The sequence below is a fragment of the Paenibacillus marinisediminis genome (genome assembly GCF_054343325.1).
In genome coordinates, this window is the sequence record NZ_JBTGUH010000003.1 from 95,545 (window position 1) to 113,060 (window position 17,516).

Annotated in this window: 15 protein-coding genes; 11 read left to right on the plus strand and 4 right to left on the minus strand. The window is 45.9% G+C overall.

Annotation, left to right across the window (positions count from 1 at the left end; all coding sequences use genetic code 11):
- Positions 1–36: 36 nt before the first annotated feature.
- The 10 genes from ACXX53_RS09805 to ACXX53_RS09850 all read left to right on the plus strand — a co-directional run bounded on the left by ACXX53_RS09805 (position 37) and on the right by ACXX53_RS09850 (position 10,296).
- The gene (locus tag ACXX53_RS09805; protein ID WP_458568463.1) at positions 37–957 is read left to right on the plus strand and encodes an ABC transporter permease; all 921 of its coding nucleotides are present in this window, start codon (positions 37–39) and stop codon (positions 955–957) included.
- The gene (locus ACXX53_RS09810; protein ID WP_458568464.1) at positions 957–1,754 is read left to right on the plus strand and encodes an ABC transporter ATP-binding protein; all 798 of its coding nucleotides are present in this window, start codon (positions 957–959) and stop codon (positions 1,752–1,754) included. The genes ACXX53_RS09805 and ACXX53_RS09810 overlap by 1 nt, the downstream gene beginning before the upstream one ends.
- A 248-nt stretch (positions 1,755–2,002) precedes the next feature.
- Complete coding sequence (locus ACXX53_RS09815) at positions 2,003–3,787, plus strand: methyl-accepting chemotaxis protein (RefSeq protein WP_458568465.1); 1,785 nt, start codon at positions 2,003–2,005, stop codon at positions 3,785–3,787.
- 17 nt (positions 3,788–3,804) lie between these two features.
- Entirely contained in the window at positions 3,805–4,692 is an 888-nt protein-coding gene (locus ACXX53_RS09820; protein WP_458568466.1) for an SDR family oxidoreductase, read from the plus strand.
- Positions 4,693–4,769: 77 nt separating this feature from the next.
- A complete protein-coding gene (locus tag ACXX53_RS09825) occupies positions 4,770–4,907 on the plus strand; it encodes a hypothetical protein (RefSeq protein ID WP_458568467.1) in 138 nt (45 codons plus the stop codon).
- 148 nt (positions 4,908–5,055) lie between these two features.
- The gene (locus ACXX53_RS09830; protein WP_458568468.1) at positions 5,056–5,250 is read left to right on the plus strand and encodes a DUF2524 domain-containing protein; all 195 of its coding nucleotides are present in this window, start codon (positions 5,056–5,058) and stop codon (positions 5,248–5,250) included.
- A 174-nt stretch (positions 5,251–5,424) separates the two neighbouring features.
- On the plus strand, positions 5,425–6,117 hold the full coding sequence (locus ACXX53_RS09835; RefSeq protein WP_458568469.1) for a response regulator transcription factor: 693 nt from the start codon (positions 5,425–5,427) through the stop codon (positions 6,115–6,117).
- Positions 6,107–7,126, plus strand: a complete 1,020-nt coding sequence (locus tag ACXX53_RS09840) for a sensor histidine kinase (RefSeq protein ID WP_458568470.1) — start codon at positions 6,107–6,109, stop codon at positions 7,124–7,126. Before ACXX53_RS09835 ends, ACXX53_RS09840 begins: the two co-directional genes overlap by 11 nt.
- Before the next feature lie 119 nt (positions 7,127–7,245).
- The gene (locus ACXX53_RS09845) at positions 7,246–7,908 is read left to right on the plus strand and encodes an ABC transporter ATP-binding protein (RefSeq protein ID WP_458568471.1); all 663 of its coding nucleotides are present in this window, start codon (positions 7,246–7,248) and stop codon (positions 7,906–7,908) included.
- Positions 7,909–7,950: 42 nt separating this feature from the next.
- Positions 7,951–10,296: an ABC transporter permease gene (locus tag ACXX53_RS09850; protein ID WP_458568472.1), complete on the plus strand. Its 2,346-nt coding sequence runs from the start codon at positions 7,951–7,953 to the stop codon at positions 10,294–10,296.
- A 93-nt stretch (positions 10,297–10,389) separates the two neighbouring features.
- On the opposite strand, the gene ACXX53_RS09855 is transcribed toward ACXX53_RS09850, so the two are convergent.
- From ACXX53_RS09855 to ACXX53_RS09865, 3 genes are all read right to left on the minus strand, one after another.
- Positions 10,390–11,723, minus strand: a protein-coding gene (locus ACXX53_RS09855; RefSeq protein ID WP_458568473.1) for an IS3 family transposase whose coding sequence is annotated in 2 segments (ribosomal slippage) — positions 10,390–11,342 and positions 11,342–11,723 — 1,335 coding nt in all. Because the reading frame shifts where the segments join, the coding sequence is not laid out codon by codon here.
- Positions 11,724–11,836: 113 nt separating this feature from the next.
- Complete coding sequence (locus ACXX53_RS09860; protein WP_458568474.1) at positions 11,837–13,969, minus strand: ABC transporter ATP-binding protein; 2,133 nt, start codon at positions 13,967–13,969, stop codon at positions 11,837–11,839.
- A 53-nt stretch (positions 13,970–14,022) separates the two neighbouring features.
- The gene (locus ACXX53_RS09865) at positions 14,023–15,762 is read right to left on the minus strand and encodes an ABC transporter ATP-binding protein (protein WP_458568475.1); all 1,740 of its coding nucleotides are present in this window, start codon (positions 15,760–15,762) and stop codon (positions 14,023–14,025) included.
- 129 nt (positions 15,763–15,891) lie between these two features.
- On the opposite strand from ACXX53_RS09865, the gene ACXX53_RS09870 reads away from it, so the two are divergent.
- Positions 15,892–16,122, plus strand: coding sequence for a hypothetical protein (locus ACXX53_RS09870; protein ID WP_458568476.1), 231 nt, complete (start codon positions 15,892–15,894; stop codon positions 16,120–16,122).
- A gap of 103 nt (positions 16,123–16,225) precedes the next feature.
- Here ACXX53_RS09870 and ACXX53_RS09875 read toward each other — a convergent pair whose 3' ends face one another.
- Positions 16,226–17,134, minus strand: coding sequence for a DMT family transporter (locus ACXX53_RS09875; protein ID WP_458568477.1), 909 nt, complete (start codon positions 17,132–17,134; stop codon positions 16,226–16,228).
- Positions 17,135–17,516 lie beyond the last annotated feature (382 nt).

Here is a 17,516-nt window from a genome sequence, read left to right on the forward strand (position 1 = left end):
CAAGGGGCATATCGTTTCAACAGAGGAGGATAAAGCATGTTTGATATTGGATTTTTGACTGCGATGCATAAGTCTTTGGAACTCGGATTGCTATATGCATTGATGGCGTTAGGTGTATACCTCACGTTCCGGATATTAGACTTTCCGGATTTGACGGTGGATGGCAGCTTTACGACAGGCGGAGCTATCGCGGCCTTATGTATTAGCAACGGTGTTAATCCCATGATTGGCACGCTGCTTGCCTTTATTGGCGGAGGCATAGCTGGCGCTCTGACAGGTATTATTCATACGAAAGGCCGCATCAATCCGCTGTTGTCCGGGATACTGATGATGATCGCCCTGTATTCGATTAACTTGCGTATCATGGGTAAAGCCAACATTGGCTTATTGAATAAGGAAACGATACTAACCCCGCTGTCTGGAGGTTTTACATTTGTTATCGTGATGGGGCTGTTCGCATTTGGAGTCAAATTGCTGCTGGATTGGTTTTTGCGCACAGAAATCGGACTTGCGCTTCGTGCGACAGGTGACAATTCGCGAATGGTTAGAAGCTTTGGGGTACACACCCATATGACGATCATTCTTGGAGTGAGCTTATCCAATGCATTGGTCGCTTTGTCTGGGGCACTGATCGCTCAATACCAAGGCTTTGCGGATATTCAGTCCGGCGTCGGCATGATCGTCATCGGATTGGCATCCGTCATTATTGGTGAAGCGATATTTGGTCATAAGACAATCGCTCGCACAACGCTTGCGGTGCTGCTCGGCGCTGTGTTATACCGCCTCATTATCGCGATTGCGCTGCAAATGGAGCTGAATGCAACTGACTTGAAGCTGCTTACATCCGTTATCGTAATCTTCGCGCTGACATTGCCGATGGTCCAGCGTTCCTACAAGCAGAGATCCGCAAGCCGGAAGCGGGCTGCCGAGCTTGCACAATCTGGAGGTGAACTCTAATGCTGAACATCGAACATGTAAGCAAGCTGTTTAATCCAGGTACAGCTGACGAGAAGCTGGCCTTGACGAATATCTCACTGCAGCTTCAGCCAGGGGACTTTGTAACGGTGATTGGCAGCAACGGCGCAGGGAAATCAACACTGATGAACGTGATCGCGGGAGTGATACAGCCTGACGTTGGTACTGTGAACATTAACGGTCATGACGTTACCTTCATGCCAGAGCATAAGCGCAGCCAATGGATTGGACGCGTGTTCCAAGATCCGATGGCAGGTACAGCGCCTTCCATGACGATCGAAGAGAACTTAGCTATCGCCTATTCCCGTGGGAAGAAGCGAGGCTTAAGCTTCGGAGTGAGCCGCAGCCGACGCACCTGGTATAGGGAGCAGCTGAGTACGCTGGGCTTGTATCTGGAGGAGCGATTAACTGCTAAGGTAGGACTCTTATCAGGCGGTGAACGACAAGCGCTCAGTTTGCTTATGGCTACCTTTATGCAGCCGAGTCTGCTTCTGCTTGATGAGCATACGGCAGCTCTCGATCCGGCACGCGCGGAAATGATCACGCGGTTGACGGAACGGATCGTGAAGGAAACCAAGCTAACGACACTCATGGTAACGCACAATATGGAGCAGGCGATTCGTCTAGGCAATCGACTCATTATGATGGATAAAGGGAAGATCATATTAGATATCAAAGCGGAAGAGAAACGCAATCTTACAGTTGAGAAGCTGTTGCGACAGTTTGAACTGCTGCGCGGCGAGAAATTTGTGGATGATCGAGTTGTATTGGGCGGATAACCGCCATTCAAGAGCAGCAGTGCTGAGCGGAAGTCGCCCAGCGCTGCTTTTTACATTTTATGATGAAGATTGCCGAAAACGGTTGCAGAAAATATCGGAATTATCTATATGAAATGATGGTAAAAATAACCTTGTATGTGCTATAATTCCTTTCAATATAGGCAGCGAATAGAATCGAATCCTGGTATTATATGGTTGAAAATTGCGGCTGACATTATTGAAACACATTATAGAGAGGATTTGGCCATATGTCGAAGTTAATACACAGCATCGTAGTACGGATTATTCTCATCATTACGATAATGGTACTCGTGCTTGGAACCACACTTTTCTCTGTGCAGGTCAAACAACAAAACAAGATGTATATGGAATTTTTTGAACAGCGCTTAAATCAGATTGTGGACTTGCAGATACAGGAACTTCGCGTGGCAGTTCGACAGGCTTCTTTAACGATGGAAGACACCAAGAATGCCGGGATGAACTTTACTGAAAACATTAATTTTATGCAGATTCGGCAGAAGCTGAACGCCCTTCTTAAAGAAGATATGGAACATATGTACCTTCTGTCTACTAAAATTCCCGCCAGCTCGACTCTCGATAATCCACACATGACCATGATTCAAGGTGATAACGGGATGGACGAGCAGGGCTTCATTGCTGGATCGGTATTCCCTATGGATGAAGGAAAGATGGAGGCTGTTCAGAAGCTGAAGACAAATGATGCCGCCAGTACTAAGGAATACACCTCGGACGGGAAGCAGATCATCACGACATTAGTTCCGATTACTAATGAAATGGGTCAAACATTAGCATATTTGGGCGTAGACTATGATTATAGTATGATTAAGAACAAGCTGAATGATATGTTATGGTCCGCGATCAGCATTTGCGCCTCCATTGAATTGTTATGCATTGTATTCGTAGCCATCTACATCAGCTTGCAATTACGACCGCTTAACAAAGTTCGTCGATTGGCTGAGCAGGCTGCAGAGGGCGATCTGACTGTTCGTTTACATGTAAAGGGCAAGGATGAATTCAGTCGTATCGGATCAGTTGTTAATCAAATGATCGAACGGTTAAACGGTTTGCTGCATGAAATACAAGTGGCATCTAAGGGAGTATCGCAATCGACGATCGAGTTAGCAAGAGGCGCAGAAGAGACAGCGCTTTCAGCGACTGAGGTCAGCGCTGCGATGCAGCAGGTTGCATCAGGGGCGCAGATGCAGCAGTTAAGCGCTGAGGAGACGAAGCGGGCTATGATGGAAATTGCGGCTGGCGTTCATCAGATAACCGAAACTTCGACTAATGTGCTGGAGAAGATGGAGATCTCGGCATCGAAGGCAGAGAACGGGCGCCAGATTGTTAACGAAACTGTATTGCAGATGGAGCGAATACAAGAAGCGTCCGATATTACTTACGATGCATTACAGCGCCTGTCGAATGAGGTTAATCAGATTAGTGAGGCGGTTCACTTCATACAAGGCGTCGTAAAGCAGACGGAACTGTTGGCTTTAAATGCTTCCATTGAAGCTGCACGCGCAGGCGAGCACGGCAAGGGGTTCCAAGTAGTTGCTACGGAGGTGCGCAAGCTTGCTGATAGCTCTAAGACATCACTTAATCGTATTATGGAGCTTATTGCTGAAGTTCATACCTATAGAGCGAATACAGAACGAGCGGCGAAGCATCAGAAAGAATCCGTTGAATACGGGTTAAAGGTTGTTCGCGCTGCAGACGACGCCTTCATGGAGATTACTACCGAGGTCATGAATATATCGGAACAAGTAAAGGAAGGCAGTGTCGTTTCGATGCAAATGTCTGCTGCAAGTGAAGAAGTTACGGCATCTCTGGAACAATTAAGTGAGATCGCGAGTCAGAGCCACTCTTCATCGGAGCGCGTTGCGGCGGCAACTGAAGAACAGTCAGCGATGACCGAACAGATTCGAGCATCCGTTGACCAGCTGCAATCGCTGAGTACGCAGTTGGAAGCGCAGATTGCTAAGTTTAAGGTATCATATATCGAAGAGAAGCAGTAAGGGGAGATGAGGCAGCTATGAAGCAGGAAAAAGTCGTGTGGATTACTGGCGCTGCCAGCGGCTTCGGACTGCTTACGGCTGCCTCCTTTTTGCAAGCGGGATGGACAGTCGTAGCGACGATGAGGCAGGCAGACAGCCGACAAGAGGGAGTAACAAACAGTGTGCTGGAACGCGCTGAGGGCGCGGCGGTAAGCCGCTTACACATATGGGAACTGGATGTCACATCCGAGCAGGCCGTAACGGAGACGGCAGAACGTATTAAGCTTACTTTCGGCAGGCTGGACATTCTCGTGAATAACGCAGGCTTTGCGGTTGGCGGCTTTGCGGAAGATATTCCGATGGAACAATGGCGGAAGCAGTTCGATACGAATGTATTCGCTGTTATTCAGACCTCCCGCGAAGCAATGCGAATCATGCGCGAGCAGAAGGAAGGCTGCATTATTCAGCTTAGCAGCATTAGCGGCCGCATGGGGTTCCCTGGAATGGGGCCTTATGCGGCTTCTAAATTTGCCGTTGAAGGATTCTCGGAGTCCTTGCGATATGAAGCGCTCGTTCACGGCGTCGATGTCGTGCTTGTTGAAGCGGGCAGCTACAAGACGAATATATGGGATCGAAGTCTGTCGATGCTCGATGAACAACCAAACTCGCCAAATGCCATCTACACCAGCAAGCTGAAGGCAAGTGTAGCGGAGACGAGCAGAACAGCGTCGCCGCCCGAACAGGTGTCACGATTAATTCTGCGAATCGCTGCGCTGCCTCATGGGAGAAGAAGGTTAAGGTATATTGTAGGGAAAGGTGTAAGACAGTCACTGGCAGCACGGGCCATGCTTCCATGGCGCGTATTTGAACGTATCGTGTGGCGAATAATCGGTGTTAAGCTGCCCCATAAGCGTGAGCAGCATTAATCCGCATTTGCCGTAAACCGTTGGCAATCAACATAAAGTGATGGCTCGTGGGTATCATAAGGTTGGAGGTGGTCGCTATGCCTTATAACAAGGCGGAACGCATTCATCAACAACGCAACAAAGCTAGATTCGCGGAGCAGAGCATCACGTTGAAGTCATACAAGGCAGCACGCCGAGCTCCAAGTCTGAACAACATTTCAAAGCAGGAAAAGTAGGCTGATCTGACTTCATTATGAAGGCAGCATGAAAGGAGTTCCAGACATGGCCCATAAGCAACCAGGACATTCGAATCTGAATAAGTCAACTCGGACGGCAGACGCTAACAACGCCAAAGGCAAACGTCGGTAGAGCAGGAGGCATGCAATGATTAATTATTCTAAATCTCTCGATCTGACTAGTGACTATTCCTGTGCAAATGCCAATTCTGATGTGCCGCACCTCATGAAGCAGCTGCAGCAGCTTCAAGCGCAGCAAGACGGTTCTCCTGAATTGGAGGAGCAATTAAACCATGTGAAGAATCAGCTTCATTTTATTAAGACAAAATGTGGTTTGCGTTAATGAATTAAATGACACGAGAGGCATCTATCCTAGCTAATAGGGAAGGTGCCTTTTCTATTTCTGATGGAAGATTTAGTCTATCATACATACCTGCATCACATGAAGATTGTAGGATCATCTGATACAATACGATTATTAAGGTTGATGTAGTTGAACAGGTTCAAGGAGGAACAGATGAAACACATATTAATCGTTGAGGATGATAAGGATCTGAATGAAGGCATTAAATTAATATTGGATCATGCAGATACGACAGTTGCACAAGCTTATAATATCAAGAGTGCTGAAGGGCTGTTGAAGAATAATAAATTTGATCTGATCCTGCTGGATGTCAACCTGCCAGATGGGAATGGCTTTGAGCTGTGCAAAGATATTCGACAAACCTCCTCTGTCCCGATTATTTTTCTAACGGCTGAAGATATGGAGCTCAACATTGTACGAGGCTTGGAAATGGGCGGTGATGATTATATCACGAAACCATTCAGTCTGATGGTGCTGCGAGCAAGAGTGAAAGCTGTTCTTCGGCGTCATTCAAGCAGTCAAGCGAATACGATTATAATTGGCGATCTTGCCATAGATTTCGATAATATGATGTTCACCCGTAAGGAGCGGAAGATAACGCTGAGCAAAATTGAACAGAAGCTGCTAAAGATCTTGGTTGTGAATCGCGGCAACATTATAAGTCGAGAGCGGCTGGTTGATCTCGTTTGGGATCATGAATCCGAGGATGTAGATGAGCATGCCCTTACAGTCAGCATTAAACGTCTGAGAAGTAAGCTGGAAGAAGATCCATCTCAGCCTCAATACATTAAGAATGTGTATGGCATCGGCTATACATGGGTGAAGGAAGAGATCAATGAAGCTTAAGATCAGCAATCACATGTTCTATAAAATATATCTAATCTATGGTTGTCTCCTTGCTGCATGGTGTATGGCTGTTTATGCGGCTGTGGTGAATAACTATCATCTCAAGGTTGTACTGCCTTGTTTACTAGCAGCAATCTTCTTGATAGCGATATGTTTTGTGTACAATATGAAGTACTATGTGCTGCGGCTATTTACTGTTCTTGACCACACTATAGATGATGCGATTGCGGACAGACCTATTGTGGTTAAAAATGAAGAAACAGAACTGGCATTATTCATTGCGAAGCTAGCTAAATATACGCGTATGCGTGATCAAGGGCTTCGGGATAATAATCAACAGAAACAGCAGATCGAGAGCTTTATTGCAGATATATCTCACCAAACCAAGACCCCCATCTCTAATATCCTGCTATACAGTGAGCTGCTAGAAGAAAAAACGATAAACGATCCTGAATTGAATCGATATTCACACCTAGTCGCTGCACAATCTCAGAAGCTAAAGTGGTTAATCAGTTCACTTATACATATGTCCAGGCTAGAAAATGGTATTATCCATTGCGATATTCAACAGCGTAATCTATCTAAATTGCTAATAGATGTCATTAATAGTGTGTATTCCACTGCCACTAAGAAGCAAATTCATATCGAGTACTCTTGTGATCCGCAGTTAGAAGCGCAATTCGATGCCAAATGGACACAGGAAGCGATCACGAATGTACTTGAGAACAGCGTGAAATATACACCTCCATTCGGCAAGGTCAGCATTTCTGTTGAACCCTATGAGCTATTTGTTCGAATTCATATCAAGGATACGGGAATTGGAATAGAGGAATCGGAAATACCGCGCATCTTTGAGCGGTTCTATCGTTCTGAGCAGGTGTCCCAAGAAGAAGGAATCGGATTGGGACTGTATCTGGCAAGAAGCATCATAACGGCACAAAAAGGCTATATGAAAGTTCAATCTGAATTGGAGAAGGGCTCTGATTTCTCCATTTTCCTGCCTAAATAGGGGCTGCGTCTGCAGTCCCTTGTTTTATAGAAAAGTATCGAATCTGTTATTATTGGGACACTTTTGAGTTACTATTACAAGCTAGAATGATGGTATCAATCAAGAAAGGGTTGAACAGCATGTCGATCTTAATGACACATCAATTGTATAAAGTCTACGGCAAAGAACCGAATCTTGTAAAAGCATTGAACGGTGTTGATGTAACGATAGAAGAAGGTGAGTTCGTCGCGATTGTCGGTACTTCTGGCAGCGGGAAGAGCACCTTGCTTCATATGCTAGGCGGTCTAGATCGTCCTACTAGCGGAAGAGTAATTGTCGATGGCAATGAGCTGTTCACCATGGGCGCAGAAGAATTGACGATATTCCGTCGCCGTCATATAGGGTTTGTATTTCAAAACTTTAACCTTGTACCTATCTTGAATGTATATGAAAATATTGTGCTCCCTATTGAATTAGATGGAAAGCGAGTGGATCAATCCTATGTGTTGCAGATCATAAACTTACTCGGACTTCAGAGCAAAATGAACACCATGCCTAATCATCTATCAGGGGGACAGCAGCAGCGGGTCGCAATCGCAAGAGCACTTGCAACCAAGCCAGCTATCATGCTTGCAGACGAGCCAACAGGCAATTTGGACAGCAGAACGAGTCAGGATGTTCTCGGCTTATTGAAGATCACCAGTCAACAATTCAAACAAACGATTGTGATGATCACTCACAATGAGGAAATTGCGCAAACAGCTAATCGCATCATCCGCATTGAAGATGGTCACATCGTATAAGGCAGGTGAATGACGATGTACGAAACACACAATAAGAAAATCATGAACAGGCTCGTAATGCGCAGCTTGCGCGCAGGTAAGATGCATCATGTATTGGTGATGCTGAGCATCATTCTAGCAACTACCTTATTAATGGCACTTGGAGCATTGCCAGGCAGTTACTCGATGGAGCAGAAACGTGAATTAGCACATGAAGGACAAGCCCATTTCATAGGTGTACAAGATGAACAGATCCAGCAACTTGAGAATCATTCAGAGATTGAAGCCATGACGCTGTATAAAACAGGATCATTGCTAGAAGTCGACGATTACCGAATATATCTTGCTTACTATGATGCCGATTCTGAGCAGATCAAGACCATGTCTGTTATCGAAGGACGTGCACCCCAGCAGACCCATGAAATCGCTGTAAGCAAACCGTATCTGGAACGATTAGGGAAAGAGCCAAGGGTTGGCGCTGAGATCTCGTTAACATTTCTAGACGGAACAACAGAAACGTTCACGGTCAGTGGCTTGGTTAATGAACGAGCTCGGACGAGCACACATCCGATATATGTATCTAAAGCCTATGCAGATCAAGGTAAGCAGCTAGAAAAGTTTGCTTATAACGCTATAATTCGGGTCAAGGGCGCAGATAACCTCATGCCAGACAGCTTTAGTAATAAAGTTCAGCTAATTGCTGATGATGCGGGAATTCCGCATCAAAATATTAGTGAGAATGGGTTTTACGTTAATCTTCTTAAACCGAATACTACGAATCTGTTGGCGGCAGCTGGGATCAGTGTGGTTGTTCTTATCGCTAGTGCGCTCGTTATTTACAGTACGTTCTACATATCCGTTATCGGTAAGATCAGGGAATACGGACAGCTTGCCACCATTGGTACCACACAGAGGCAAATACGTAGATTGCTTAAGAAAGAAGGAACCATACTTTGTATCATTGCCATTCCTATAGGGCTACTATTAGGAGGTATAGTTACCTATCTGATTATCCCTGCTGGATGGAGCTGGACCAATGAGCTGTTTGTTATGCTGATTACAATCGTACTGAATGTAATAACGGTACGTTTTGCAATTCATAAACCAGCGAAGCTTGCAGCTACCGTCTCTCCTGTTGAGGCTGCGAACTATTCGGCATATTCTGGTATTAAAGAGATCGCACAAACGAAAAAATTACATCGTCGCATGACAACGTTTCGCTTAGCGGCAATCAACTTTTCACGTAATCGCAAGAAAACGATCATTACCATCATATCCCTCTGCTTAGGCGGCACGCTATTTATGGCAATCGCGACTTGGAATAATGCAATGGACATAGAGAAGTTCGCACGCAATGAATTTGACATGCCCAACGGACAATTCCTAGTGAAATTATCTAGCAACGCCATCCAGACGACAGATCATGGCAAGAGTGGATTACAGCTCGCGAATCCTCTATCTGACCAATTGGCACAACAAATTATTGCTATCCCTGGTGTCCAGAAGATCGTGCCTACTGAAAGCTTTAATGTTTCATTCCGATATCTGGATAATCAAGAAGATTGGACAACAGCTGCTGTCATCACACAGCGGGATATGCAACAGATTAATCAGGAGCTGCTTGAAGGTCCAATCGATTATGAGCAACTTGTTCAACAACATGAGATTATTGTCAGAGGAAATGAAACGCTCGAAAAATACTATGGCGGGGGATTCCAGGTTGGAGATACTGTACGTCTAAAATATTATAATGGTCAGATGGTAGAAAAAGAGTTTAGAGTAGCAGGTACGATAGTCGAAGGCGGCGGTACGGATGGATGGTTCCTATTTCCACAACAAACGGCTCATGAAATGATGAAGACTAATATTAACTCCCAATTTGAAATTGTATCTGATCCATCTCAAGAAGCGGCTGTTTATGCGAGCCTTTATGAGATCATTGGGAATTCTTCATCATTGAAAATAGATCGTCTCAAAGATCGTGTATCAGAGGTATCCGTATTTTTTTCAAGCGTGATGATGGTCTTCTTTGGACTAACTTTGTTCATTGTTGTATTCAGTGTCATTAACCTGATCAATACCATTGTCACGAATGTGATGACTCGCAAGCATGAATTTGCTTTGTTGCAGGCAGTGGGGATGACACGGAAACAGTTATCATTCATGATTCAAGGAGAAAGTATGCTATTAGCTGCAGGTAATGTTATATTATCGACATTATTCGGAGGGGTACTAGGATACGTCGTCTACGAGGCAATGGCTAAGCAAGGTGCAGATTTCTATATGACTTACCGATTCCCAACCTGGTATTTACTCGGTTACGTGCTCTTTACAGTAATGATCCCCGTGATCATTTCTTATCTTACAACGCGTAGCCTCGAGAAGGAATCAGTCATGGAGCAGCTGTAAAGTGGATTGTGAATATGAAGTATGACTAATTCAAGCTATAAAAGGGATCGGCACTGTAAACTGTACCCCTTGTAAAGGACATTCTAAAAAAGTCTAGGCAGATTGAAGAAGATGATCTCTGTATTGAACAGGGGTCATCTGTTTTAAATTCCATTGGTATCTGTAGTGATTGTAATAAGTCATGTAGTCCTTAATCTCCCGTTTTAACTCGTCCAAAGTCAAACAGGGTTTAATGGAGGCCTGATCTTTAAAATGACCAAAAAATGATTCCTGAGGTGCGTTGTCCCAGCAGTTTCCCCGCCTGGACATAGACTGCTTTAAATTCATCTTTCTCACCATTTTTTGAAAATCTGGATGTGTATAATGGGATCCTTGGTCAGAATGAATGAAGGCACCCTCTGCTTTCTTAAACCTTCGGTTTTTCTTAAGCTTCAGGAGGGTATCTGTCGCAAGATCCATCGTGATTCGGTCTGACACATGATATGCCAAGATTTCATTGGTTGAACTGTCCTTGATAGTTGATAAATAGGCTTTCTTGCCTGAACCGTAAAATAAATAGGTGATATCCGTCAGTAATATCTTACCGGGGATCTTCTGCTTAAACTCACGGTTTAGCAGGTTGGGAACGACCCTGTGTTCTTGGGTAGCCTTCATCATCCTTTTATAGGGATTAGCCTTCCTGAAAGGGCACACAATGTCGTACTTCTTCATAATCCTCCTGATGCGTTTCAGATTGTAGACAATCTTAAATTGACCCTCCAGTGTCATCTTGATGGATCGGGCCCCTTTCTTGCGTCTCTTGAAATGATAAGCCATTAAGACGATTTCTTTTACCTGTTCATCTTGTCGCTCACGTTGACTTCTCTTTTGCTCTGCTTCAGAAGACCAATGCCTGTAATATCTGCTTCTAGAAACCCCGGCCACCTTGCATAAGTAGTTGATCATGCGGTGGAATTGATATTTCTTAACGATGGCACGGATAAGGATATATCTTTTATTGGGTGACAGTTTTATCCTTTGTTCTGCCCCCTCTCCGCATAACGAATCTTTTTTAGCAATTCGTTCTCTGCTTTTAGTAAGGCATTCTGAGCCTCCAGTCTAGCGTACTTCTCTTCTAGTGTCAGTTCCCGTTTAAGGGGTCTTCCTGACGATTGACTTCTTGTGTCCTGCAAACCTAAGATACCGTTTTTCTGGTAACTGGCGCGCCATCTATCTCCTGATGATTTAACTCTTTGTCTTCCTATGATTGATACGTCAAAACCGCATTCCTTAAATATTTCCCATGGCAGCTTGCCCTTGTTATTCTCTGAAATAAACAATTCTTTAAATGCATCTGTATACGTAATTGCCTTAGAAGAAACGGATTTCACGTAAGGATTGTTAGATAGCATCTTGATTTCGTTATCTGAAAATATTTTTTTGCTCATTACAATTCCCCATTCTCATTTAGTTGTTAAAAACAAAAGTACCCTATCGAGAGACTTTTTTAAAGTGTCTACTCGATAGGGTACAGTTTACAGTGCCGATCCTCTTTTATTCTTTATGCCAATACAGTACAAGAAGTTCTGTTTTGTACAGGCTCCGCTTCCTTCGCGTCCGTGTTGAAATTGGAAGCTGTATCCGTCTGCCCTCCAAGCTGCAGCTGGTACATCCGATAGTAACGCCCTTGCAGCGCCATGAGCTCGTCATGCGAGCCCTGCTCGACAATTTCTCCGCGATGGAGAACGAGAATGACGTCCGCGCTGCGAATCGTGGAGAGACGATGCGCGATAATAAATGTCGTACGTCCGCGCTTCAGTACTTCAAGCGCATCTTGAATCAATGCTTCCGTCTCGGTATCGATGTTAGCCGTTGCTTCGTCCAGAATGAGAATGGCAGGCTCAAATGCGAGTGCGCGCGCAAATGAAATCAATTGACGCTGACCAGCGGATAACGTGCTGCCTTTCTCAATTACTGGCTCATCAATGCCTTTTGGCAGCTGCTTCAAGATTCGGTCCGCACCAACAGCTTTCAGTGATGCTTCAACCTTTTCCCGGGAAATGGCCGGATCACCCAAGCTGACATTCGATGCAATCGTACCGCTGAATAAATAAGGGTCTTGCAGCACGATCCCCATGTGCTGGCGAATCCATTGCTTCGGAATGTCGCGTATCACTTGACCGTCGATCCGAATCTCGCCAACCTGCGGGTCATAGAAGCGGAACAAGAGGTTCATAATCGAGCTCTTGCCTGAACCGGTATGACCGACAAGCGCGATAGTTTGACCAGGCTTCGCTTCAAAGCTAATATTTTTCAGCACGTAATCTTCTTTATAGGCAAATGACACTTGGTCGAATTCGACATGACCTTTATAACGCGGCATGGTGCCCTCATGGCGATCTTCTCCCGGCTCATCCATCAACTCGAATACGCGGCCGGCAGAGACAAGGGATTGATCCAGGTTCGCAAGCTGGTTCACGATACCTGTAATCGGTTGGAACAACCGGTTCAACAGGTCTACGAATGCGTACAGCACGCCCATTGAAATGACACCGTTAGCGTCTAGAGCGCCGCCGCCAAAGTACCAGAGCACGATCGCAAAGGCAATGTTGCGCAGTACGGTAACCAGGTTATGCGACGTATATGCATTAAGCTTAAGCAGCTTATTCTGGTGCTTCAGATAGTCCTCATTTAGCTCTTCAAATTCTTTCAACGTTTCCTTCTCACGGCGGAAAGCGCGAATAACAGGCATGCCTTGAATCGATTCATTAATGATCGCGTTAATAGCGCTCAAGCGTGAGCGAATGATCTTGTTATAGCGAGTAGCGAACTTGCGATACAGAACGATCCACATCCAGATCATGGGCAGCAGGACCAATGAGATCGCAGCAAGCTTGGCATCCAGGATGAATAGCGCGATATATATGCCAGTGATCGTAATGATGCCTGATGTAAAGTTAGAAAGGACGGCGACAAATAGATCCTTTACAGCTTCTGTATCGTTCGTTATGCGCGATACGACCTTGCCCGCGGGCAAGTTATCGAAGTATGGAATCGGCAAGCGCTGCACGTGAGCATAGACGTCTCCACGCAGCTTGCGGATTACTTTGTTAGCCGCTGTCTGTAGTCCCAAGATCTTGCCGAAGCTCAAAGCGATACTAAGGATGAGCAGCAGCACGTAAATCACGAGCCAGCCGATCATCGCATTGATCTCCGGCTTGTAAAACAACAGGATATCGTTCAGCGACAGCTTATGGGCGGGTCCCTGCCATTCGCCGGACTTGGAAGTGATCGTCAGTACACCGTCCGCATAATCACGCGTTCCGTTCGGTTCGGGAATGACTTCATCAACGAGATAGAATGTCGTTCCGCCTTGAATGATGTGAATCGCCTTGTTTCCCTTGGCTTCACCTTCCGCGAAACGGTCACTCCGCTTATACGTTATACCTTCAAAGTCAACGTTATACTTGGAGTCAGTCGACGTTTGATAGAACGGCTGCTCGATGCCGAGAATGTGCTGGTCGATTATGGTCTTGGCGATAAAAGGTCCAGCCAATTCCGCGGCGACTGCAATGGAGAGCATCAACATCGAAATGATGAAGGTCCATTTATAGGTAAGTGCATATTTCCATAGCCGTTTGCCGACATTTTTGGGTTGTGCGGCGTCTGGCTGTACTTCGTGTTCGTGGTTCATCATGACGTTCCTCCTTTATCTGATGCTTGATTGGGTATGGAAACATCCCGGTCTTACAAGGAGGATTCCAACTGCTGGCGGTTGTATTGCTCTCGATACCAACCGTCCAGATTCATTAATTGATCATGTGTGCCTTGCTCTACGATTCGACCTTCATCCAGCACGATGATGAGGTCAGCGTGCTCGACTGCCGATAAGCGGTGAGTCGTGATCAGTGTCGTCTTGCCTGCGCGCTCTTCGCGAATATTTTCAATAATGTTCGCCTCTGTGCGAGCGTCAACGGCTGACAATGCATCGTCGAGGATGAGAATATCAGCATCCGAGATAAAGGCGCGGGCGAGAGATACCCGCTGTTTCTGTCCGCCTGACAGGGCAACACCTTTCTCGCCGACGATCGTTTCAACGCCATCTGCCAATGTCGGCAGATCATGTGTGAAGGAGGCGGTGTCGATCGCTCGCATTACATGATCGTCGCTGCCATTCAGATTGCCGTATAGGATATTGTTCTTAACGGTCTTGGAGAATAAGATCTGCTCCTGCGGCACATAACCGATCCAGCTGCGAATCCGTTCCAGAGGCATGCTCTGCAAGGGAACACCGTTGATGCGAATCTCACCACTGCCAATCGGGTATTCTCGTAATAACTGCTTAACGAAGGTAGACTTGCCGCTTCCAGTTCGCCCGACGATACCGAGCGTTTGCCCTTTCCGAAGCGTTAAGGTCATATCCTCCAGATTGTTATAAGTTGAAGATGGGTAACGGAATTGATAATTACTCCATTCGATCGTTTCCGGTTGTTGGACGTCTTGGGTGACATCCGCATTCTGAACGTCTGGCGTATAATCGAGCATTTCATTCACACGATCCAGTGAAGCATTGCCTCGCTGCATGACGTTGATGAGTTCACCGATAGCGAACATCGGCCAGATCAGCATACCAAGGTACATATTGAACACAAGCAGGTCACCGAATGATATCGCGTTATGGATAATGAGATACGCGCCGTATCCAAGACTAATGGTATAGCTGAGTCCGACGGCGAGACGGATCGTCGGATCGAACATCGCATCGATCTTCGCTACCTCGACATTTTTGCGATATACGTCCTGCGCGATGTCGCGGAAGCGTTGTTCATCATTCGCTTCCTGCACATAGGCGCGTAAGACGCGCACGCCGCCAACGGATTCCAACACCTGATCATTCATCACACCGAAGGCGTCCTGCGAGATCATATAGCGCTCATGGATCTTCTTGCCGAATACTTTCATCGCGATAGCGATAATCGGCAACGGCAGCATCGCCGCTAAAGTCAGCTTCCAGGAGACGAAGAAGATCATGGCGGACAGCACGACTAACAGAAATATCGTGGAATCTGTGATCAGCAGCATGCCAAAGCCTGCTGTCGTAGATACGGAACGAAGGTCATTGGTCGCGCGCGCCATGAGATCGCCAGTTCGGTACTTCTCGAAGAAGGTAGGAGTCATCTTGAGAAGGTGACGCATATATCTGGAGCGCAGCATCCGTTCCACCAGATAAGCTCCTCCAAAGATCTGATACATCCACACATAAGTGACGGCGTATATCACGATCGTCGCTATCGCAATTAAGAACATATACAGGATGAGGTTATCCCAGGTGATTAAGCCGTACACAATCTCATCGATTGCCTGACCGAGCAAGCGGGGCGGGATCAGCTCAAGCACACCGACAAAGATAAGCATGAAGATACCGACTGAATATCGCACCTTATGCTCTTTATAGAACCAAGATAACTTGCGTATGACATCAAACATTCCATTTCACTTCCTTTTGGATTCGAGTACATGCATTATGGCATTAAAAAAGGTATATCGTCGTAAACGATATACCTTGTGGGCAACGAGTGTATTAGCTTACGGGCTGATGGGCCCGCAAATAGATGAATGACAGTTATAGTGAGGAAGGCTCAGCAGCAGCGTCCATCAGAACTAGTGATTAGACCTGTTGCTGTCTTCATTCCACAAGCATTCGATATGCAGGGCTCCATGTATGAAGTTATGTGTATGGCGAATATCTCCGCCGCGATCAGTAATGAACAACATGGATCTCACCTGCCTCTCTGTGGAATATACACGTTTACCGTGTCTGCTTTGTTGATTCTAGCACTGCCATAAAAGTGTTGTCAATCCATATTTGAACAATTAAATACATATTAATTATTTTGTATGCATCCCTATCATCAATTTAGGGGCAGAAGAACTGGACATTATAAAGCCTTTAATTCGTCGTCTCCACTGCGACTGAAGCAGGGGGAGCATGACGATCTCTCGATAGAAACAGCCACACGCCGAACAGCAGCAGAATGCATGCGCTAATCTGTAATGGAGTCATGACTTCGCCGAGCATGATCCAAGCAAGAATGCTGGCTCCTACTGGTTCTCCCAATATACTCATGGATATCGCAGTTGCACTGACGTATTTCAGCAGCCAGTTGAACAGCATATGTCCAAGTACAGTTGGGATAACGGCCATCAGGAAGAAGATCAGCCATTCATTTATCGGATAACCGGTTAACGGTATCCCAGCCCCCACATTATATAGCGCGAGACATAAGCCGGCGATAAGAAAGACAGAGAAATTGTAAACGTAGGACGATACACGCTGGCGCAAATCTTGCCCGAGCAGAAGATGGATAACGACTGCCACTGTGCCGAGCACAGACAGCAGATCTCCGTATAGCGCCTGCTTGGAGATGGAGAAATCACCCCAGCCGATCATGGCAACGCCAATCAGTGCGATTCCGACTCCAATGATCGCTGCGCGCGAGGTCCGATGCTTGAACAACCAGAATGAGCCCAGCATAACGAGAATCGGTTCAAGTGCAAGGATCATCGTTGAGCTGGCGACAGTTGTATGACGAAGAGACTCCATCCACAGCAGAAAATGAAGCCCCAGAAAGAAGCCCGATCCTGCGAGCTTGAGCGCATCCTTGTGGCCAAGACCGCGCCATTGTTTGCGATACACCCACACCCATGGAAGGAGAAGCACATTCGTCATAAGCAGACGGTACATTCCGAGTATGGATGCCGGTGCTTCCGACCATTTTACGAAGATCGCAGAGAAGGATACAGCAATGATGCCAACAAATAATAGGGCGTAGTAACGCGATGTTTTACTGGAAGACATAATGAGTCTCACTCCGATAAGCATAATAGGATTTCAATTTGTTAGTATAGCGCATTTTGGAAATACTTGAAAGAGGAATTGCGGTACAAAGGTACACAGGTACACGCGCTAATAGTCGAATGTCCGTTTAAAGAAGATGTGCCCTATCAGATTGACAGCAAGATTGATGAGTGTTACCATTTAAGACATTAAATAGGAGGAGGCTCGTTATCTATGTTTAATTCCATGCGTACTCGATAAGTTGGCGATAAGAAGCGGATAACACCCTTGTGGTGGGCTTTTTAGAGTTGCTTATTTATACGTATGCAGACATAGATCGCGATTCGGATAGCGTTTGTGCTATACCTTCTTTCGCTATATTCTCACACGTGATAAATGCAGA